Source organism: Achromobacter deleyi, assembly GCF_013116765.2.
Lineage (GTDB): Bacteria > Pseudomonadota > Gammaproteobacteria > Burkholderiales > Burkholderiaceae_B > Achromobacter > Achromobacter deleyi_A.
Genome location: NZ_CP074375.1, coordinates 3,771,938 through 3,792,085, shown reverse-complemented (window position 1 = coordinate 3,792,085; position 20,148 = coordinate 3,771,938). Strand labels below are relative to the sequence as shown.

Genomic DNA, 20,148 nt, shown 5'->3' with positions numbered 1-20,148 from the left:
TTCTTTAGGCGTCCGGCGCGGCGTGCGCTTCGCGTCCTGCGTCTTGCGTCCTGCGTTTTGCGGGGCGCGCATCACCTGGCGGGAGCCAGGTGATGTTTCATGTCAATGACGGTGGTTGTGCACGTCGTCGTAGGGCGTGTCGTCGTCTTCGTCCTCGCCGTCTTCCTCTTCTTCCTCTTCCTCGTCCGGATCCGCTTGCGGTTCTTCGCTCAGGGCGAAGGGCAGCACGTCTTCCAGGTTGTCGGACCAGGCGGATTCCTCGCCGTCGTGGTCCAGCTTGATGAAGCGTTCGCCGTCGTTCAGCGAGATCTGGATGGCCCAGAGGTAGAGGCAGTCATAGGTGTCGTCGTCGGATTGGGGCAGGCCGCCGCGGTTGCCCAGGATGCGGGCGCCGGGGCCGCCCAGCTGGACGTGGATCTGTTCTTCGTCGACCTTGGCGTTCTCGTCGATGGGCACGCCATAGGTCACCCATTCGGTGCCTTCGTCGCCCAGCACCACTTCGGCCAGCACGGGTTTGCCCAGGTAGGCGCTGAGGGCGTCTGCGGTCTTGGCCAGCATGTCCAGTTCGGGAGCACTGAAATGGGTCAAGGAAGCAGGGGGAGTAGCGGAGGCGGACATGAAGGGGTTCCTGGGCGCGATGAAGCCGCGACGGCACGGCAGATACGTAAAGTCAGACGCTATTGTCTCGCGATCCGCGCCGCGGTGCATCGGACGCTTGGATGACGAGGCGGGACGGGGCGTTCAGGGCGGAGCGGGGAGGCTGCGCTTGCGCGCGCTGTCGGGGGATTGGCCGGTCAATCGCTGGAACATGGCGATGAAGGCGGACGGCGTGCTGTAGCCGAGGTCGCGGGCAACCGCCAGTACCGGCCGGCCCTCGTCCAGCATGCCCAGCGCGCAGACCACCCGCAGCCGCTGGCGCCATTCGTTGAACGACATGCCCAGATGCTGCTGGCAATGGCGCAGCAAGGTGCGCTCGGTGATGCCGGCGGTCGAGGCCCAATGGGCGGCGCCGCGCTTGTCGCCGGGATTGCCTTGCAGCGCGGCCAGGATCGGGGCCAGCACGGGTTCGGTGGTCGAGGGCAGGTAGCTGGCGTAGGCGCGGGCCTGGCGAAGCTGGTCGATGACGATCTGCGCCATCCGCCGGTCTTCCGGCGTAGCCGGATAGCAAATGCCGCGCCGTTCGAAGTCGGCCAGGATCGCCCGCATGACGGGGCTGATCTCCAGCGTGCAGGGCGCGGCGGGCAGGCCTGCACAGGCCTCGGCCGGGATGTCGATGCAGGCGTAGTGCACTTCGCCTTCGTTCTGGCAGCAGTGCTCGACTTGCGGTGGTATCCAGATGGCGTACTGCGGGGGCGACAGGTAGCTGACGCCGTTGATGCCGATTTCCATGATGCCGGAAATGGCAAAGTTCAGTTCGGCCCACGAGGAAGTGTGGCGCTTCATGCGCGATTTGGGCGTGAAGTGCAGGATGCGACAGGCCAGCGGGTAGGGCAGGTGTTCGGCCAGGACCGGGGGGACGTCGGCGTGAGCCATGTCGGAAGTTCGTGTGGGTTTGTCCGTTTTTCATTATATACATGATGTCGGACGCCTCCTACACTGGCCGGCCATTCCTGTTTTGCAGCATTGCTTCCCATGACGCGCCCCGATGCCCCGCACCTTCCCGTTCGCTACCTGTTGTTCCCGCTGCTGGCGGCCCTGATCTGGTCGGTCAATATGATCGTGACCAAGATGGCGGCCGGCGTGATCGCGCCGGCCGCCATCGGCTTCTACCGCTGGGCGCTGGCGGGGGCCGTGTTGACCCCCTTTGCGTTGCCGGGTGTGTGGGCGCAGCGCCGCGCGGTACTGGCCCATCTGCCGAAGTTCGCCGTGCTGGGCGGGCTGGGCATGGCGCTGTACCAGGGCCTGGCCTACGTGGCGGCGTCCACCACCACCGCGACCAACATGGGCTTCATTACCGCGATGATTCCGCTTCTGACCGTTGCGGTGGTGGCGGTGGTGCTGCGCGAGCGTCCTTCGTTCATGGCGATGCTGGGCGGCCTGGTGTCGCTGGCGGGCCTGGCGCTTCTGATCGGCGAGGGGGATCCGGCCCGGCTGTTGTCCGTGGGCGCCAACCATGGCGACGTGCTGATGGGACTGGGCGCGCTGGCCTATGCGCTGTACGGGGTGCTGCTGCGCCGCTGGGCGCTGCCGGTGGGTCCGTGGCAATCGCTGTACGTGCAGGTCGCGTTCGGGATCCTGTTCCAGCTTCCCGCCTTCCTGATGGCGCCGCCTTCGCCGCTGAATGCCGCCAACGTGCCGCTGGTCCTCTATGCGGCGGTGTTTCCGTCGCTGTTCGCCCCGTTCCTGTGGATGCAGGGCGTGCGGCACCTGGGACCCAACCGCGCCAGCATTTTCCTGAACGTGATGCCGGTGTTCACCGTGGCGATCGCCGCGGTGTTCCTGGGCGAGAAGCCGCATCTCTTTCACATCGTGGGTGGCGCCCTGGCGCTGGCGGGCGTGATGCTGGCGCAGATGCGCACGCCGCGTTTCGCGGGGCGGGCCAACGGGACCGTCTGACCATGGAATGGGGCCGGATCGCCGCGGTCGCACACCGGTCAGGGTTCCGGCCTACAATCAACGGTTTCTCAGCTATATCTCCTATACGAGCCCATGGCCCAATACGTCTACACCATGAACCGCGTCGGCAAGATCGTGCCGCCCAAGCGGCAGATCCTGCGCGATATCTCGCTTTCGTTTTTTCCTGGCGCCAAGATCGGCGTGCTGGGCCTGAACGGCTCGGGCAAGTCGACGCTGCTGAAGATCATGGCGGGCGTCGACCGCGAGATCGAAGGCGAAGCCATTCCGATGCCGGGCCTGAACATCGGCTACCTGCCGCAGGAGCCGCAGCTCAATCCCGAGCACACGGTCCGCCAGTCGGTCGAAGAAGGCCTGGGCGCGGTGGTCACCGCCAAGAAGCGCCTGGACGAGGTCTACGCCGCCTACGCCGAGCCGGACGCCGATTTCGATGCGCTGGCCGCCGAGCAGGCTGACCTGGAAGCCATCATCGCCGCAGCCGCCTCCAGCGGCTCGGACGATATCGAACACCAGATGGAAATCGCGGCCGACGCCCTGCGCCTGCCGCCCTGGGATGCCATCGTCGGCAACCTGTCCGGCGGTGAAAAGCGCCGCGTGGCGTTGTGCCGCCTGCTGCTGTCCAAGCCCGACATGCTGCTGCTGGACGAACCCACCAACCACCTGGACGCCGAAAGCGTGGAGTGGCTTGAGCAGTTCCTGCACAAGTTCCCGGGCACCGTCGTGGGCGTGACCCACGATCGCTACTTCCTGGACAACGCGGCCGAATGGATCCTGGAACTGGACCGCGGCTACGGCATCCCCTGGAAGGGCAACTACAGCTCGTGGCTGGAACAGAAGGAAGACCGCCTCAAGCAGGAAGAGTCCTCGGAATCCGCCCGCCAGAAGACCATCAAGAAGGAACTGGAGTGGGTGCGCCAGAACCCGAAGGGACGCCAGGCCAAGGCCAAGGCGCGCCTGGCCCGTTTCGAGGAACTGTCGTCCTACGAGTACCAGAAGCGCAACGAAACCCAGGAAATCTTCATTCCGGTGGGCGAGCGCCTGGGCAACGAGGTCATCGAGTTCAACAACGTCAGCAAGGCCTATGGCGATCGCCTGCTGATCGACAACCTCAGCTTCAAGGTGCCGCCGGGCGCCATCGTGGGCATCATCGGCGCCAACGGCGCCGGTAAGTCGACGCTGTTCCGCATGATCGCGGGCCGCGAGCAGCCGGATTCGGGCGAAGTGAATATCGGCCAGACCGTGAAGCTGGCCTATGTCGACCAGTCGCGCGATGCGCTGGAAGACAAGAAGACGGTGTTCGATGCGGTGGCCGATGGCGCCGACATCCTGACGGTCGGCAAGTTCGAAATGTCGTCGCGTGCCTATCTGGGCCGCTTCAATTTCAAGGGCGGGGACCAGAACAAGGTCGTGGGCCAGCTCTCGGGCGGTGAACGCGGCCGCCTGCACATGGCCAAGACGCTGATCGCCGGCGGCAACGTGCTGCTGCTGGACGAACCGTCCAACGACCTCGACGTGGAAACCCTGCGCGCGCTGGAAGACGCCTTGCTGGAGTTCCCCGGCAGCGTCATGGTGATCAGCCACGATCGCTGGTTCCTGGACCGTATCGCCACGCACATTCTGGCCTTCGAAGGCGATTCGCAAGTGGTGTTCTTTGACGGCAATTACCAAGAGTACGAAGCCGACAAGAAGCGCCGCCTCGGCGAAGAGGGCGCCAAGCCCAAGCGCCTGCGCTACAAGGCCCTGAAGTAAGCAAGCCTGCGGGCCATGCACCCTGAAAAATCCCGGCCTTCGCGCCGGGATTTTTCCTGGTCGGGAAAATCGCGGCCTTGCGGGGTTATCCTGAAGCCTTGCTCAGGGAGTTCACCATCATGCTGCTGTCCGCCTCCGATTCCACCCTGCTGATCGTCGATATGCAGGGCCGCCTCATGCCCGTCATCCATGATGGCGAAGCGGTGCTCAATGCCGCGCACAAGCTCGCGCAGGCCGCGCGCTTGCTGGATGTGCCGGTGGTCGCCACCGAGCATCACAGCAAGATGCTGGGCGTGACGGTCGATCCGCTGCGTGAACTGGTGCAGGGAACGTTCCAGAAGATGCATTTCTCTTCCGCGCGCGAGCCCGGCTTCGACGGCTGGCTGCCGGCCGCGCGCAGGACGATACTGGTGGCGGGCTGCGAGGCGCATATCTGCGTATTGCAGACCGTGATCGGCCTGGTCGACCTGGGCTACAAGGCCGTGCTCGTGTCCGATGCGGCGGGATCGCGCAAGCCTTCCGATCACCATGCCGCCTTGCGCCGCGCGCGTGCGCATGGCGCGGAAATCGTCACGTCCGAGATGGCGATTTTCGAATGGATGGAGACTTGCGAGCACCCGCGCTTTCGCGAGGTGTTACGTCTGGTCAAATAGCCGCCGCCGCCTGCAACATTGTCCCCAGTGGGCTGCAAAGATTCTCTCGCCCTTTGACACAATTCCTGGGCAAACCTCACACCGCCATCCCGGATATTTTGCGATCCTGACAGCCCTAAACCCAAAAAAGGGGACCGCGCGCTCGCGTCAGGTTCATTGCTGCGGCCCCTGGGTATAAGAATAGGAGCTTCAACATGAAAATCGCATCGCTTTCCAAAATCTGTGCTGCCCTGGCTATTACCGCAACCATGGCTGGCTGCTCTTCGTGGGATGGCATGAGCCATCGTCAAAAGAGCACCGTGGGCGGAGCCGCGCTGGGCGGCGTGGCAGGCGCCGTCATCACCAACGGCGGCATCCTGGGCACAGTGGGGGGAGCGGCAATCGGCGGCGTGATCGGCGATCAGGTCGGCAAGCGCTAAACGTCCCGCGCCATGCGAAACGCCCGGCAATGCCGGGCGTTTTTTTATGCTCCGCGCACGCCGGGAGGCCGGCGCGCAAGGGGCATCAGGTCTCGTTCTGCGGCATCTCGATCTTCACTTCCAACACTTCCAGCGTGTCCTGGCGTTCCAGGTGCACCTTGATGTCTTCAGGGTTGATCTTCACGTACTTGGAGATGACCGCGATAAGTTCCTGCTGCAACTGCGGCAGGTAGTCGGGCGAGTCGCCGCGGCCCCGCTCGTGGGCCAGGATGATCTGCAACCGTTCTTTGGCGACGGAAGCGGAAGATTTCTTTTGACCGAGCAGAAACGACAGGAAGGACATTGCTTACTTGCCTCCGAACAGGCGTTTCAGGAAACCGGGCTTTTCGTAATCGGTAAAGCGCAGGGCCTTGTCTTCGCCCAGGTAACGGCTGACGACGTCCTTGTAGGCTTCGGAGACGTCGGTCTCTTTCAGGTGGATGGCCGGCAGGCCCTGGTTCGACGCCTGCAGCACCGCTTCCGATTCCGGAATGACGCCGATCAGCTTGATGCGCAGGATGTCCTCGATGTCGCCCAGCGACAGCATTTCACCGTCGGACACGCGCTTGGGGTTGTAGCGGGTGAGGAGCAGGAATTCCTTGACCGGCTCGCCGCCGTCGACCGCGCGCTTGGACTTGGCCGCCAGGATGCCCAGGATGCGGTCGGAGTCGCGCACCGACGAGACTTCCGGATTGGTCACCACCAGGGCGTCGTCGGCGAAGTAGGCGGCCATCAGCGCGCCCGTCTCGATGCCGGCGGGCGAGTCGCAGACGATGTAATCGAAACCCATGCCCTTCAGGTCGTTGATGACCTTTTCCACGCCATCCTGCGTCAGCGCGTCTTTGTCGCGCGTTTGCGAGGCGGGCAGGATGAACAGGTTTTCAAGCTGCTTGTCCTTGATCAGCGCCTGGTTGAGGGTGGCTTCGCCCTGGATCACATTGACGAAGTCGTACACCACGCGACGCTCGCAGCCCATGATGAGGTCGAGATTGCGCAGGCCGACGTCGAAGTCGATGACAGCGGTTTTGTGGCCCCGCATCGCGAGGCCCGCGGAAAAACTGGCGCTCGTCGTGGTTTTACCCACGCCGCCTTTGCCGGAAGTCACCACAACAATGCGTGTCATGACGATCAAACCCTTATGTTCGAATAAATCGCGTTATCGTAAAGCAAAAAGCCCATGTAAGGCTTCTTACAGGATGTGTTGAGGTTGTGCAGGGCTTCCGCCGCGCCGGCGCTTCCTGGCGTGCGCGACAAGAGCCGGGGCGTCACGCCTTCAGGGCCTCGATGCGCAGGGTGTCGCCGTCCAGCCGGACCAGCGCGGGCTGATTCTGCAGCGTGCGGTCCAGCTTGTCCTCGACCACCCGGTACACGCCGGCCACGGCCAGCAGCTCCGCATCCAGATGCGTCGTGAAGATGCGGGCCGAAGTGTCCCCGCGCGCGCCGGCCATCGCCTTGCCGCGCAACGGACCATAGACATGCACGTTGCCGTCGGCGATGACTTCCGCGCCCTGGCTCACCATGCCGATCACCACCAGGTCCGTATGGCGCGCGTAGACGCGCTGGCCGGAACGCAGCGGCTTGGTGATGACCAGCGCCGAAGATGAGTGCGGCGCGGCGGGCGTGGGGCTGGAGGCGGACGTGGTGTTGCTGGCGGCGCGCGCCGGCATCGGTTCGGGCGTGGCTGCCGCGGTGTCGGCCGCCGCGGTATCGACCGCCGCGGCATCGGCCGCCGACGTGTCGGTGGGGGCGGGCGCGATTTCGACGGACGCGGCCGGCACCGAGGGCACGGGCGTGGCGACGTCGTTCGGCGGGGCGGTGTCGACCACGGGGGCGGGCCGGGCGGCGGGCGTGGACAGCTCCACCGGCGTCAGGCCGGCCTCGCGCGCGGCTTGCAGGTTGGCGCCTTCGGCCACCACCCCGATGGGGGGCAGGTTGTGGCCGCGCAGCGCCGCCACCAGGGCGGTCCAATCGATCTTTTCCTCGACGCGGCTGGCGTCGATGACGACGGGTTCGTTTTCGAAGAAGCTGCCGGCATCGGCCATGCGCTTGGCCAGCGCGGCGTTCAGGCGTTCGGGGTCGGCGCTATGCAGAACCACCCGGATGGCATACAGGGTGGCGCTCTTGAAGTCCAGGGCTAGGGATTCAGTGTTCATCTTGATTATGGCTGGCGGTTCGGGCGCCTGGAAACGGCGCGCTCGACCGGCTGCGGGATGTCGGGGATGATAACCCGCCCAGGGCGGCCTGAGCCGCAAGGGCTCCGAAAGAAAAAGGCGCCTCAAGGCGCCTTTTTCCCGTATTACGCACGCGAACGGTCAGCCTTGGGCCCAGGAATCGCGCAGGGTCACGATGCGGTTCAGCACCGGAGCCTGCTCCGAGGAATCCTTCAGGTCGGCCGTGAAGTAGCCCAGGCGTTCGAACTGCCAGGTGGCGCCAGGGGTGGCCACGGTGCCCGGTTCCAGCCAGGCCGTGACGGTCTGCTTGGAATTCGGGTTCAGGCAGGCCAGGAAGTCCTTGTCGCCGCCATCGGGACGCGCGTCGGCGAACAGGCGGTCGTACAGGTGGATCTGGGCGGGCACCGCGTGGGCCGCGCTGACCCAGGTGATGTTGCCCTTGACCTTGACGCTGTCGGCGCCCGGCGTGCCGCTCTTGGTGTCCGGGAGGTACTCGGCATGGACCTCGACGACTTCGCCGGCTTCGTTCTTGGTGAAGCCGGTGCAGCGCACCACGTAGCCGTACTTCAGGCGCACGGTGTTGCCGGGGAACAGGCGGAAATACTTCTTGGGCGCTTCTTCGCGGAAGTCGTCGCGTTCGATCCACAGCTCGCGCGACAGCGGGAATTCGCGGACGCCGGCTTCCGGGTCGTGCGGGTTGCGCGGCGCGGTGCAGGCTTCGGTCTGGCCTTCGGGGTAGTTGGTGATGATCAGCTTGATCGGGTCCAGCACCGCCACCGAGCGGGCGGCGATCGGGTCCAGGTCGTCGCGCACGGCCTGCTCCAGCAGGCTGTAGTCGATGCGCGAATCGGACTTGGACACGGCGGTGCGGTCGCAGAACAGGCGGATCGAGGCCGGCGTATAGCCGCGGCGGCGCAGGCCGAAGATGGTCGGCATGCGCGGATCGTCCCAGCCGTCCACATGGCCTTCGCGCACCAGCTGCAGCAGCTTGCGCTTGCTGGTGACGACATAGCTCAGGTTCAGGCGGGCGAACTCATATTGGTGCGGCAGCGGCGCGGCCAGCTTGCCGAGTTCGGCCAGGCGCGTGAGGATCCAGTCGTAGAACGGGCGCTGGTCTTCGAATTCCAGCGTGCAGACGCTGTGCGTGATGCCTTCCAGGGCGTCTTCCACCGGGTGCGCCCAGCTGTACATCGGGTAGATGCACCACTGGTTGCCGGTGCGGTGATGGGTGGCGTGGCGCACGCGGTACATGACCGGGTCGCGCAGGTTGATGTTGGGCGAAGCCATGTTGATCTTCGCGCGCAGCACCAGGCTGCCGTCGGGGTGCTTGCCGTCGCGCATTTCGCGCAGCAGCGCGATCGACTCCGCGGCCGGGCGGTTGCGCCAGGGCGAGTCGGTGCCGGGTTCGGTCAGCGTGCCGCGGTTGGCGCGGATCTCGTCGGCGCTTTGCTCGTCCACGTAGGCGTGGCCGGCTTCCACCAGCGCTTCGGCGAACTCGTACATGTAGCCGAAGTAATCGCTGGCGAAGTACAGGTTTTCCTGGCCGTTGTCGGCCTTCCAGTCAAAGCCCAGCCAGTGGACGGCCTCGATGATGGCGTCGACGTATTCCTGGTCTTCTTTCTCGGGGTTGGTGTCGTCAAAGCGCAGGTGGCAGACGCCGCCGAAGTCGCGCGCCAGCCCGAAGTTCACGCAGATGCTCTTGGCGTGGCCGATATGCAGGTAGCCATTGGGCTCCGGCGGAAAGCGCGTGCGGATGCGGGCCGGGTCCGCTTCTCCCTGCTGCTGCAAGGCCGCCGGGCCAGGCTTGCCCGCCCAGCGCTTGCCCTGGAAGCGGTTCGCTTCGAGGTCGTCTTGGACGATGTTGAGCAGGAAATTTGATGCGGCGGGGGTCGGCGTCGTGGCGGTGGTCATTCTTGAAAGAATAGGAAAAAGCAGCGACAAAGCGTCAATTTTGCCACGTTCCGCGGGCAAGCCCTTTTCGCACCGTCTGCAACTGGTTTCAAACGGCTCCCATAGTCATGTAACTGGCTCTACACTACGGGCCATTATGGATATATCCACCCTATCCCTGGCCCGGGCGCAGTTCGTGGCCAGCCTGAGCTTCCTGGCGCTTTTTCTGGCCGTTTCCCTGGCGCTTGTCTGGGTGCTGCTGTTCTTCAAGATCCGGGCCCGCTGGTCGGGCCGCGGCGGCTGGACGGCCGCGTACCGCTTCTGGGTGCGTATCTTCGCCTTGTCCTTCGTGCTGACCCTCGCGGCCAGCGTGCCCGTGCTGATCCAGCTCGGCAGCCTGTGGGCGGGGCTGATGGACAAGATCGGCAATGTGGCAGGCCCCTTGCTGGGCTACGGCATTCTCTCGGTCTTCATCCTGAAATCCTGCTTTCTGGGCGTCATGCTGTTCGGCCAGCGCCGCGTGTCCGACGGCGCGCATACGCTGGCGGTGCTGATGGTGGCGCTGGGGCAGCTGGTGGCGGTGTTCTGGGTCCTGGCGCTGCAATCCTGGATGCAGACGCCGGACGGCGCGGTGCTGGTCGATGGCCGCTACCAGGTCTATGACTGGGTGGCGGTCGTGCTGAATCCGTCGGTGGGCTGGCGCATGGCCGTGGTGATCGTGGGGTCCGCACTGGCCGCTTCGTTCCTGATGATGGGCGTGACCGCGCTGCAGGCGCTGCGGCGCCCGCTGGGCGATGGCGAGCGCAGCGCGTTCAAGACCGCGCTGGTCGTCGCCGTGGTGGCGGCCTTCCTGCAAGTGCCGGTCGCGACCGGCGCCGGGCAGATGGTGGCCAAGCTGCAGCCCGCCAAGGCCGCCGCGGCCGCCGGCTTCTGGGAGAGCGGGGCGGTGCCGCAACTGGTGCTGTTCGGCTGGCCGGATGCGCGCGCCCACACGAACGTGGCCGACCTCACCCTGAACAATGCGGGCGGCATGTGGCTGCATCGCAATCCCGACGGCACCTACCAGGGGCTGGACAAGTATTCGGGCATGCTCCCGCCCGTGGCGCTGACCTTCTGGTCGCTGCGCGTGGCGGCGGGGCTGGGCCTGCTGATGCTGGCGGTGGCGTGCGTGACCTTCCTGTGGACGTTCCGGCGCGGCCTGGACCCATCCACCTTGCCGCATTGGTGGCAGCGGGTGCTGTGCGGCATGATGTTCTCCGGCGGCATCGCCGTCGTGGCCGGCTGGTGGGTGTCCGTCATCGGCCTGCAGCCCTTCGTCGTGAACGGCACCATCACGCAGTCCGAGGTCCTGGGCACCGTCGCATCCAGCACCGTGCTCTACGGCCTGGTCGGCTACGGCCTGCTGTACGCGCTGCTGCTGGCCGCGTTCGCCGGCATGCTGTTCCACGCGGCGCGCTATGGCGTCGTGCCTGTGCGCAAACTGGGCGGGGGTACGCCATGATCGCCATGCTGGCCGCATCGCAGGGCCTGAGCCCCGACGATCCTTCATTCTGGATGCCGCTGGCCTTCATGGGGCTGCTGTTCGTGGTGATCGCCGCGGGCATGGTCCTGGACGGCTTCGACCTGGGCGTGGGCATCCTGCTGCAGTTGGCCCCTGAACATGAGCGCGGGCGCATGATGAGCCTGCTGAGCCCGTGGCGGGACGCCAACGAGTTCTGGCTGCTGCTGGGCATGGGCCTGTTCGCGTCGGCCTTTCCGTTCGCTTGGGGCGCGGTGCTGGGCAAACTCTACGGGCCCCTGACGTTCATGGTGCTGGGCGTGGTGCTGCGCAGCGTCTCGTTCGAATTCCGCATCCGCGCGCGCAACGAAATGAAGCCGCGCTGGATCTTCGCGTTCTGGGCGGGGTCTATCATCACGGCGTTCGGCCAGGGCATGCTGCTGGGCCGGATCGCGACGGGCTATCAATCCGATGCCGGCTATGGCTGGTTCGCCATGTTCGTGGGCTTGTGCGCGGTGGCCGCCTATGTGCTGCTGGGCGCGTCGTGGCTGGTCATGCGCGTGGACGGCGATCTCCAGCGCCGGGCCGCCAACTGGGCCCGCCACGCCATCCGCTGGACGGCGGTGGGCATGGTGGCGATCGCGGTCACGCTGGGCCTGGCCAATGCGGGCATTTTCTACAAATGGAGCAACATCGCTCACCTGAGCCTGGCCGCCTCGGTCTGGGTGCTGATGCTGGCGGGTTTCGTCGCGGCCGAGATGCTGCTGGCGCGGCTGCCCGGAAAGGCCGACCGCTTCAGCTGGCTGCCCTTCGTACTGACCGTGGCCCTGTTCCTGCTGATGCTGAGCGGGCTGGCCTACAGCCTGTTCCCCTACCTGATCCTGGACGACATGACCTTGTGGGACGGCGCGGGCGCGCTGGGTTCGATGCGCCTGGTCATGGCGGGTGCGGTCGTGGGGATTCCGGTGGTGCTGGTGTTCAACATCCTGGCCTACCGGTCGGTGTTCGGCAAGGAGCGCCCGCCGGTGCCGCTGTTGCCGCCGCCCTCATATTGATGCGCCGGCTGCCGATGGCTTGCGGCCATCGGCAAGTCTGCCCGGCGCCCGGGCCTTGCTACAGGACCGGCTTGGACACCCGTTGCAGGATTTCTTCGCCGTAGGCTTCCAGCTTGCGGGCGCCTACGCCGCTGATGTGGCTCAGGGCATCCATGGAGTCGGGCTGGGCCAGGGCGATCTCGCGCAGCGTGGCGTCGTGGAAGATGACGTAAGCCGGCACGCCGTGGCTTTTCGCGACTTCGCCGCGCCAGGCGCGCAGCGCCTCGAAGACCGGCTGCAGTTCGGGCGGCAGGTCGATGGCGGCGGCCTTGGGGCGGCCGCTACTGGTCTTGCCGGACCGCGTTTTCTTTTCCGATTCCCGCCGCAGCATGAGCTGCCGCTCGCCCTTGAGCACGGCGCGGCTGCCCTCGGTCAGGGCCAGCGTGCCGAAGCCTTCGTTGTCCACCGTCAGCAGACCTTGCGCCAACAGCTGGCGCAGCACCCCGCGCCAGGCGGTGTCGCTCAGGTCTTCGCCCACCCCGAACACGCTCAGCGTTTCATGGCCGTGCTGCCTGGTGCGGTCGGTGACCTTGCCGCGCAGGATGTCGATGATATGGCCCGCGCCGTAGCGCTGGCCGCGTTCCTTCCAGAGGCGGTAGACGGCCGACAGCACCTTCTGCGCGGCGACGGTGCCGTCCCAGGCCTGCGGCGGTTCCAGGCAGACGTCGCAGTTGCCGCAGGCGGTGATCTGCTGGCCGAAGTAGGCCAGCAGGCGCACGCGCCGGCATTCCACGGTCTCGCACAGTCCCAGCATGGCGTCCAGCTGCTGGCCCAGGCGCCGGCGGTAGGATTCGTCGCCGGGCGATTCGTCGATCATGCGGCGCTGCTGCACCACGTCCTGCAGGCCATAGGCCAGCCAGGCGGTGGCGGGCAGGCCGTCGCGGCCGGCGCGCCCGGTTTCCTGGTAGTAGCCTTCCACGGACTTGGGCAGGTCGATGTGCGCCACGAAGCGCACGTCGGGCTTGTCGATGCCCATGCCGAATGCGATGGTGGCCACCATGACCACGCCGTCTTCGCGCAGGAAGCGGGACTGGTTGGCCGCGCGCACCTGCGGACTGAGTCCGGCGTGATAGGGCATGGCGTCGATGCCCTGGTTGCACAGGAATTCGGCGGTTTCCTCCACGCGGGCGCGCGACAGGCCGTAGACCACGCCGGATTCGCCTTCGTGTTCGGTGCGGATCATGTCCAGCAACTGCTTGCGCACCTCGTTCTTTTCGATGATGCGGTAGCGGATGTTGGGGCGGTCGAAGCTTGAGACGAAATGGCGCGCCTCGTCCAGCGACAGGCGCTGGGCGATTTCGGTACGGGTGTCGGCGGTGGCCGTGGCCGTGAGCGCGATGCGCGGCACGTCGGGCCAGCGCTCGTGCAGCATGGACAGGCCCAGGTATTCAGGCCGGAAGTCATGTCCCCACTGGGACACGCAGTGGGCTTCGTCGATCGCGAACAGCGCGATGCGGCCGCGCTCCAGCAATTGCAGGCAGCGGTCGGTCAGCAGGCGTTCGGGGGCTACGTAAAGCAGGTCCAGCTCGCCGGCAAGAAAGGCCTGCTCGACGTCGCGGGCCACCCGCCAATCCTGCGTGGAGTTCAGGAAGGCCGCGCGCACGCCAAGTTCGGTCAGGGCGTCCACCTGATCCTGCATCAGCGCGATCAACGGCGACACGACGATGCCGGTGCCTTCACGGACCAGCGAGGGGATCTGGTAACAGAGCGACTTGCCGCCGCCGGTGGGCATGAGGACCAGCGCGTCGCCGCCGTCGATCACTTGTTCGACAATGGCTTGCTGGTCGCCGCGGAAGGATTCGTAACCGAAAACGCGCTGCAACACGCCGAGGGCGCGCGCGTCAGACATGGGGGTAGGCCGGAAGCATCATGGCAGGGATTTTAAGCCCCAATTCCGGCGGGCCTCTTCCGGAGAGATATTTCCGTCCGCGTCGCGGTCCGCCTACCAGCTCAGCCAGGTGCCGCGCATGAAGGTATCGACCGGCATGCTCAGGTTGGCGCGCCATTCGTAGTTGCCCGACACGATGTCGCGGTCGGCGCCCACGGCGAGCTTGACCTTGGGGGCGACGAACATGCTGTGCGACAGGCCCACGCGCTGCTCGGCCAGGACCGAGCCTTCGCGCAGGCCGGAATACGTGCCGCTCAGCGTGCCCCAGCCCGCCAGCGGCACGCCCGCCGACAGGGTGTTGCGGGTCTGCGCGGCCGAGGCCACTCCGCCGGAGTAGGTCGACAGGTCGCCATAGCCGGCCCCGATCTGTTCGTTGGTATAGCCCAGGTTCACCATGTCGGCCAGATCCACGGTGTAGCCGAAGCGGTAGCGGTAGCCGCTGGCCGCGTCGAACGTGCTTTGCGTGGCGCCGGCCTGGAACGTGCCGTACTCGCCGGCGGTGTAGGTGGTGCCCATGCCGCGCGTGGTGAGCGAGGGCGCGCTCTGCACCTGGCCCTCCAGGGTCAGGACGGGCGTGAGCCCGTAGCGCACGCTGCCGCTGCCGACGGAGGCCCCGTAATCCACCGCGCCCGAGCTGGCGGCGGGATCCATGAGATTGAGCTTGCCCAGCGACGAGGAATACCCAAAGCTGCCTTCGGGCAGGGTGGCGCCAGTGCCGGCCCAGTTGGAGATCTGCAATCCGCCCACGGGTGCGCCGCTGCCCCAGGTGGGTGCGTTGGCGCTGACATTGCCGACCGTCACCGAAGGGCCCGAGGTGTTGCGGTAGACCCAGTTGCGGTTGCCTCCGTAGCGCAAACCGTCCTGACCGCTGACGGATGCGAACCAGGGGCGGCTGGGCCGGGATACGCCGGAAATCACCACCACGGGAATGCGGGGCATATCGCCGTCTTCCAGGGCGAAAGAGTAGTCGGGCGCGCTGTCTTCGGGGGGCGGGGTCTGCGCGATCGGATCGCAGGCCAGCGGGGCGGGCCGCGCATCGCCGGAAAGCGCGGGTCCGGTGCCCGGGATGAAATCCTCTTGGGGGCTGTCTTCCGTGCCTTGCACGCTGGTGTCCATCGCGGGTTCCGCGGCTTGCAGGTCGCAAGGCGCGGGGTCCAGCGGCACGGCGCGCGCGTCCAGCGACGGGGCGGGGCGCACCGGGATGGGTTGAACCGGGGACAGAACGCCGATGCCGCGCGCCACGCGCGTGGCCGCGCCCGCCGGGGGCGGCGGGGAGGCATGGGGGAGCGCATCGGGCTCGTCGCCAAACGCCGGCGCCAGCGGGCAAACCATGCCTGCCGTCAGCGCCGCGTGCAACAGCCGTCTGCGCCAGATGATTGCAGGGGCGACCATAGGGACAGTGTAGAGAGGGCCTGCGGCCGGAACTGTAAACGTTTTTTAGTAAAGCGCACGAGTGGCAGCAGACGACCCGGTATTTTAGGGCCAGTCCAATCCGGCGGGTGTCCGGGCCGCAAACAGGCGGGAACAGGCGGCCAACATCGCGCAACGGGTATATTTCAGATGATTTCTTGCCTCTTGCGGGCGGAGGCGGCGCGCCGCACTATGATGGCCATGGACAATTCCCACACCAAGCTGCTGGTCGTCGACGACGACCCGGCCTTGCGCCAGTTGCTGGCCGACTACCTTAACCGGCACGGCTACGACACCTTGCTGGCGCCGGACGCGACCGACCTCTCGTCGCGCATTACCCGCTATGCACCCGATCTGCTCGTGCTGGACCGCATGCTGCCAGGGGGCGACGGCGCCGATGCCTGCCGCCGCCTGCGAGAGCAGGGCGAGGATATTCCCGTCATCCTGCTGACCGCGCGCGACGAAGCCGTGGACCGCATCATCGGCCTGGAGGCCGGCGCGGACGACTACGTCGGCAAGCCCTTCGACCCGCGCGAACTGCTGGCCCGCATCGAGGCCGTGCTGCGCCGCAAGCGCGGCCCGTCCGCGCTGACCAAGGACGCGCCCGTGTCCTTCGGGCCTTTCGTGTTCGACCCGTCCACGCGCCAGCTCTCGCGCGACGGCACCGTCGTCAAGCTGACCGGCGGCGAGATCAATCTGCTGGAAGCCCTGGTGCGCAACGCGGGCAAACCGCTGTCGCGCGAGCGCCTGCTGGCGCTGGCCCGCGACGACGACGCCGGCGAGCGCAATGACCGCGCCATCGACATCGCAATCCTGCGCCTGCGCCGCGTGATCGAAGACGATCCCAAGCAGCCGCGCTGGATCCAGACCGTCTGGGGCATCGGCTACCGGTTTTCCCCCTGATGCGTTTTTCTCCCGGCTTTCTGGTGCCGCGGTCCCTGCGGGCGCGACTGATCCTGCTGATCCTGGGCTCGGTCCTGCTGACGCAGGCGGCCACCCTGGTGACGGTGTCGTACTTCCGGCACAAGTTCATGGAAGACGTGGCCATCGGCTACATCGTCACCACCATCCGCACCTTGCGCGCCGCCGTATCCCAGGTGCCGGCCGAGGACCGCGCCGATTTCGTGCGCACGGCGTCCCAGAACCAGTGGCGGCTCTGGTCGCGGGTCCTGCCCGCGGAAGCCAAGCTGCAACGCTTCAACGGACGCCGCCCGCCGCCTCCGCCCAGGGCCGCGCCGCGTCCGCGCCCCCCGCCACCCGCCATGGATTCGCAGCTGCATGGTCCGCCGCCGCCGCCACCGCCCGAGGTGCGCGGCGATGACCGCGATGGCGACGGCGCGCACGGAGACCGCTCGGAAGAACAACGCGATGGCGACCGCGAGCGCGCGGAGCACGAGCGCCGCTACAAGCCCGAGCCGGACGACATCCGCCGCGATCTGCGCGTGCTGGTGCAGCAGCTCAACGAACGCCTGAACGACGGCACGCGGGTGGCGCTGTCGCGCGGCCCCACTCCGGAGATCTTCATTTCGCTGGCGCCCAATTCCGCCAGCGAGGATGCGCCGCGCCTGCGCGAATGGCTGGTCATTCCGCTGGACCGCCTGGATCCGCCCGTGGCCACGCCGTTCATCGCCGCCTGGCTCGGAGGCCTGGGCCTGCTGCTGTTGCTGGCGGTGGGCTTTTCCTGGCACATCACGCGCCCGATCACCCGGCTGGCCGATGCCGCGGACCAGCTCGCAGCCGGACAGCCGCAACGCGTCGAGCCCTCGGGCCCGCATGAGACCCGGGTGCTGGGCGAACGCTTCAACGCCATGCTGGACGCGCTGGCCGAATCCGATTCGGTGCGCCGCACCCTGTTGTCCGGCCTGCCCCATGATCTGAAGGGGCCCTTGTCGCGCATGTGGCTGCGCATCGAGATGGCGGACGACTCCAAACTGAAGGAAGGATTGCGCGCGGACTTGCAGGACATGCAGCACATGGTCGACCAGTTCATCGGCTTTGTGCGCGGCACGGACCCCGCCGCGTACCGCTATGCCCCCATCGTCCTGTCCGACTGGTTGACCGAACGCGTCGGCGCCTGGCAGGGCGCGGGCACCGAAATCGGCCTGAACGCCGACGCCGATGTTTCGGCGCTGGTGGTGCAGGCGGACGCCGTGGCGCTGGGCCGCCTGCTGGACAACCTGATCGGCAATGCGCTGAACCACGGCGCGCCGCCGGTGGATGTGGCGCTGCGCCAGGAAGATGGCCACGCGGTGCTGGACGTGGCCGACCATGGCCCCGGTATCGTGCCGGAACGCCGCCAGGAGGCCCTGCGCCCGTTCAGCCGGCTGGATGACGCGCGTACGCGCACCGGCAGCGTGGGGCTGGGCCTGGCGCTGGCGGAGGCCATTGCGCGCGCGCATGGCGGTTCGCTGGAGCTGCGCCAGGCCGAATCCGGCGGGCTGTGCGTGCGGGTCAGGCTGCCCCTGTCGGAGACAGCCTGAGGCGGGGCCGTCCCCGGGGCGGCCCGCCCTACGGTACGATGCATCCTGCTTCGTCCTTTGTCGTTTCCGCACCATGGCCATCCAGTCCGATTCGCTTTCCTCCCGTCCCGACGCGCCCCGTATCGTGGCGCCGCAGCCGGTGTCGCCCAACGAGGAGTCGATCGAACGCGCGCTGCGGCCCAAGGCGCTGGGCGAATACGTCGGGCAGCAGCGCGCCCGCGAACAGCTCGAGATCTTCATCGCCGCGGCCAGAAAGCGCGGCGAGGCCCTGGACCACGTCCTGCTGTTCGGCCCGCCGGGCCTGGGCAAGACCACGCTGGCCCACATCATTGCGCATGAAATGGGCGTGCAGCTGCGCCAGACCTCGGGGCCCGTGCTGGAGCGCCCGGGCGACCTGGCCGCGCTCCTGACCAACCTGGAAAAGAACGACGTCCTGTTCATCGACGAGATCCACCGCCTGTCGCCCGTGGTCGAGGAAATCCTCTACCCGGCGCTGGAGGACTTCCAGATCGACATCCTGATCGGCGAAGGCCCGGCCGCGCGCAGCGTGAAGCTGGACCTGCAGCCGTTCACCCTGGTGGGCGCCACCACGCGCGCCGGCATGCTGACCAATCCGCTGCGCGACCGCTTCGGCATCGTCTCGCGGCTGGAGTTCTACAACGCCACCGACCTGGGGCACATCGTGACGCGCAGCGCCGGCCTGCTGCACGCCGGCATCACGCCGGACGGCGCGGCCGAAGTGGCGCGCCGTGCCCGGGGCACCCCGCGTATCGCCAACCGGCTGCTGCGCCGCGTGCGCGACTATGCCGAGGTCAAGGCCAGTGGCACCATCGACGCCGACGTGGCAGGCCGCGCGCTGGCCATGCTGGAGGTCGACCCGCAGGGGCTGGACCTGATGGACCGCAAGCTGCTCGAAGCCATCATCCATAAATTCGACGGCGGGCCGGTGGGCGTGGACAGCCTGGCCGCGGCCATCGGCGAAGAGCGCGACACGATCGAAGACGTCATCGAGCCCTACCTGATCCAGCACGGCTATCTGCAGCGCACCCCGCGCGGCCGCACCGCCACGCTGACCACCTGGCGCCACCTGGGCCTGACCCCGCCCGCCGGCACGACCGGCGGCAGCGGTGAGCTCTTCGGCAAATAGGACCGCGCCCCGCGCCTGTCGTGCATCCGGACGGCGCGCAAACGGCGCGGACGGGTTTATGATCCGGGGGTTTCGATTCCCCCTCGCGATCAAAGGACCGAATTCCATGCTGCCCGAATTGCCCACCTATGATGATGTCGTGCGCGCCAGCGAGCGCCTGGCCGGCAACGCACACCGCACGCCCGTCCTGACCTCGGCCACGGCCGACGCCATCACCGGCGCGTCGCTCTTCTTCAAGTGCGAGAACTTCCAGCGCATGGGCGCCTTCAAGTTCCGGGGCGGGTACAACGCCATCGCGCGCCTCACGCCCGAACAGCGCGCGGCCGGCGTGGTGACGTTCTCGTCGGGCAATCATGCGCAGGCCATCGCGCTGGCCTCCAGGCTGCAAGGGGTGCAGGCCACCATCATCATGCCGCTGGACGCGCCCGCGGCCAAGCGCGCGGCCACCGAAGGCTACGGCGGCAAGATCGTCACCTATGACCGCTACACCGAAGACCGCGAGGCGATCGCCCGGCGCATCCATGCGGAGACCGGCGCCACGCTTATTCCGCCCTATGACCACGAAGACGTGATCACCGGGCAGGGCACCGCGGCCAAGGAACTGTTCGAGGAAGTGGGCGAACTGGATTACCTGTTCGTGTGCCTGGGCGGCGGCGGCCTGCTGTCCGGCTCGGCCCTGTCGGCGTTCGCGCTGAGCCCGCGCTGCCTGGTGTATGGCGTGGAGCCCGAAGCCGGCAATGACGGCCAGCAGTCCTTGCGCAAGGGTGAAATCGTCCGAATCCCGGCCCCCAAGACCCTGGCGGACGGCGCCGCCACGACCCACCTGGGCAACCTGACCTTCCCCCTTATCCAGAAGTATGTCCGCGACATCGTCACGGTGACGGATGATCAGCTCGTCACCACCATGAAGTTCTTCGCCGAGCGCATGAAGATGGTCGTGGAACCCACGGGCTGCCTGGGCGCGGCCGCCGTCATGCAGAACGTGGTGCCGGTGCGCGGGGCCCGGGTGGGCGTCATCATCAGCGGCGGCAACGTCGACCTTCCGGCCTACGCAAAGCTGCTGGCGGCCTGAGGCGCCAGCGGCGGTTCGCCAGCCGCCGGGCCCGCCCGTGCTTGCGGTTGTCGACCTTGCAGGG

At 67.1% G+C, this 20,148-nt stretch carries 18 protein-coding genes; 10 read left to right on the top strand and 8 right to left on the bottom strand.

The genetic code is table 11. The features are described 5' to 3' along the window. Nucleotides 1-102: 102 nt before the first annotated feature. Nucleotides 103-618 carry a hypothetical protein gene (locus HLG70_RS17035; protein WP_171661808.1) on the bottom strand — a complete coding sequence of 172 codons (516 nt, stop codon included), beginning with the start codon at nucleotides 616-618 and terminating at the stop codon, nucleotides 103-105. 123 nt (nucleotides 619-741) lie between these two features. Next, entirely contained in the window at nucleotides 742-1,533 is a 792-nt protein-coding gene (locus HLG70_RS17030) for an AraC family transcriptional regulator (RefSeq protein WP_171661809.1), read from the bottom strand. A 99-nt stretch (nucleotides 1,534-1,632) separates the two neighbouring features. On the opposite strand from HLG70_RS17030, the gene HLG70_RS17025 reads away from it, so the two are divergent. The 4 genes from HLG70_RS17025 (at nucleotide 1,633) to HLG70_RS17010 (ending at nucleotide 5,395) form a co-directional block, all read left to right on the top strand. Next, nucleotides 1,633-2,556, top strand: a complete 924-nt coding sequence (locus HLG70_RS17025) for a DMT family transporter (protein WP_171661810.1) — start codon at nucleotides 1,633-1,635, stop codon at nucleotides 2,554-2,556. A gap of 93 nt (nucleotides 2,557-2,649) precedes the next feature. Continuing rightward, nucleotides 2,650-4,323, top strand: a complete 1,674-nt coding sequence (ettA, locus tag HLG70_RS17020) for an energy-dependent translational throttle protein EttA (RefSeq protein ID WP_171661811.1) — start codon at nucleotides 2,650-2,652, stop codon at nucleotides 4,321-4,323. 119 nt (nucleotides 4,324-4,442) lie between these two features. Further along, nucleotides 4,443-4,976, top strand: coding sequence for an isochorismatase family protein (locus HLG70_RS17015; RefSeq protein ID WP_171662026.1), 534 nt, complete (start codon nucleotides 4,443-4,445; stop codon nucleotides 4,974-4,976). Nucleotides 4,977-5,170: 194 nt separating this feature from the next. Beyond that, nucleotides 5,171-5,395 carry a glycine zipper 2TM domain-containing protein gene (locus tag HLG70_RS17010; RefSeq protein WP_171661812.1) on the top strand — a complete coding sequence of 75 codons (225 nt, stop codon included), beginning with the start codon at nucleotides 5,171-5,173 and terminating at the stop codon, nucleotides 5,393-5,395. 85 nt (nucleotides 5,396-5,480) lie between these two features. Here the strand turns inward: HLG70_RS17010 and minE are convergent, their stop codons facing one another. From minE to HLG70_RS16990, 4 genes are all read right to left on the bottom strand, one after another. Then, nucleotides 5,481-5,738 carry a cell division topological specificity factor MinE gene (minE, locus tag HLG70_RS17005; protein ID WP_171661813.1) on the bottom strand — a complete coding sequence of 86 codons (258 nt, stop codon included), beginning with the start codon at nucleotides 5,736-5,738 and terminating at the stop codon, nucleotides 5,481-5,483. Between the two features lie 3 nt (nucleotides 5,739-5,741). Beyond that, the gene (gene minD / locus HLG70_RS17000; protein WP_171661814.1) at nucleotides 5,742-6,557 is read right to left on the bottom strand and encodes a septum site-determining protein MinD; all 816 of its coding nucleotides are present in this window, start codon (nucleotides 6,555-6,557) and stop codon (nucleotides 5,742-5,744) included. Nucleotides 6,558-6,699: 142 nt separating this feature from the next. Next, nucleotides 6,700-7,587, bottom strand: coding sequence for a septum site-determining protein MinC (gene minC / locus HLG70_RS16995; protein ID WP_171661815.1), 888 nt, complete (start codon nucleotides 7,585-7,587; stop codon nucleotides 6,700-6,702). Nucleotides 7,588-7,746: 159 nt separating this feature from the next. Then, nucleotides 7,747-9,516: a glutamine--tRNA ligase/YqeY domain fusion protein gene (locus tag HLG70_RS16990; RefSeq protein WP_171661816.1), complete on the bottom strand. Its 1,770-nt coding sequence runs from the start codon at nucleotides 9,514-9,516 to the stop codon at nucleotides 7,747-7,749. A 136-nt stretch (nucleotides 9,517-9,652) separates the two neighbouring features. Here HLG70_RS16990 and HLG70_RS16985 point away from each other — a divergent pair, with 136 nt between their 5' ends. Both HLG70_RS16985 and HLG70_RS16980 read left to right on the top strand, forming a co-directional pair. Next, nucleotides 9,653-10,996 (top strand): cytochrome ubiquinol oxidase subunit I, encoded by a 1,344-nt coding sequence (locus HLG70_RS16985; protein WP_171661817.1) that lies wholly within the window; start codon nucleotides 9,653-9,655, stop codon nucleotides 10,994-10,996. Further along, on the top strand, nucleotides 10,993-12,048 hold the full coding sequence (locus HLG70_RS16980) for a cytochrome d ubiquinol oxidase subunit II (RefSeq protein WP_171661818.1): 1,056 nt from the start codon (nucleotides 10,993-10,995) through the stop codon (nucleotides 12,046-12,048). Before HLG70_RS16985 ends, HLG70_RS16980 begins: the two co-directional genes overlap by 4 nt. A 58-nt stretch (nucleotides 12,049-12,106) precedes the next feature. On the opposite strand, the gene recQ is transcribed toward HLG70_RS16980, so the two are convergent. Both recQ and HLG70_RS16970 read right to left on the bottom strand, forming a co-directional pair. Next, nucleotides 12,107-13,936 (bottom strand): DNA helicase RecQ, encoded by a 1,830-nt coding sequence (gene recQ / locus HLG70_RS16975; protein ID WP_171661819.1) that lies wholly within the window; start codon nucleotides 13,934-13,936, stop codon nucleotides 12,107-12,109. Nucleotides 13,937-14,029: 93 nt separating this feature from the next. Then, nucleotides 14,030-15,367, bottom strand: a complete 1,338-nt coding sequence (locus HLG70_RS16970) for a fimbrial protein (RefSeq protein ID WP_234103114.1) — start codon at nucleotides 15,365-15,367, stop codon at nucleotides 14,030-14,032. Between the two features lie 219 nt (nucleotides 15,368-15,586). Here HLG70_RS16970 and HLG70_RS16965 point away from each other — a divergent pair, with 219 nt between their 5' ends. From HLG70_RS16965 to HLG70_RS16950, 4 genes are all read left to right on the top strand, one after another. After that, nucleotides 15,587-16,288 (top strand): response regulator, encoded by a 702-nt coding sequence (locus HLG70_RS16965; protein ID WP_008158717.1) that lies wholly within the window; start codon nucleotides 15,587-15,589, stop codon nucleotides 16,286-16,288. Further along, nucleotides 16,288-17,865: a sensor histidine kinase gene (locus HLG70_RS16960; protein ID WP_171661820.1), complete on the top strand. Its 1,578-nt coding sequence runs from the start codon at nucleotides 16,288-16,290 to the stop codon at nucleotides 17,863-17,865. The genes HLG70_RS16965 and HLG70_RS16960 overlap by 1 nt, the downstream gene beginning before the upstream one ends. 73 nt (nucleotides 17,866-17,938) lie before the next feature. Continuing rightward, a complete protein-coding gene (gene ruvB / locus HLG70_RS16955) occupies nucleotides 17,939-19,012 on the top strand; it encodes a Holliday junction branch migration DNA helicase RuvB (protein ID WP_171661821.1) in 1,074 nt (357 codons plus the stop codon). Between the two features lie 106 nt (nucleotides 19,013-19,118). Further along, the gene (locus tag HLG70_RS16950) at nucleotides 19,119-20,084 is read left to right on the top strand and encodes a threo-3-hydroxy-L-aspartate ammonia-lyase (RefSeq protein ID WP_171661822.1); all 966 of its coding nucleotides are present in this window, start codon (nucleotides 19,119-19,121) and stop codon (nucleotides 20,082-20,084) included. Nucleotides 20,085-20,148: the final 64 nt, after the last annotated feature.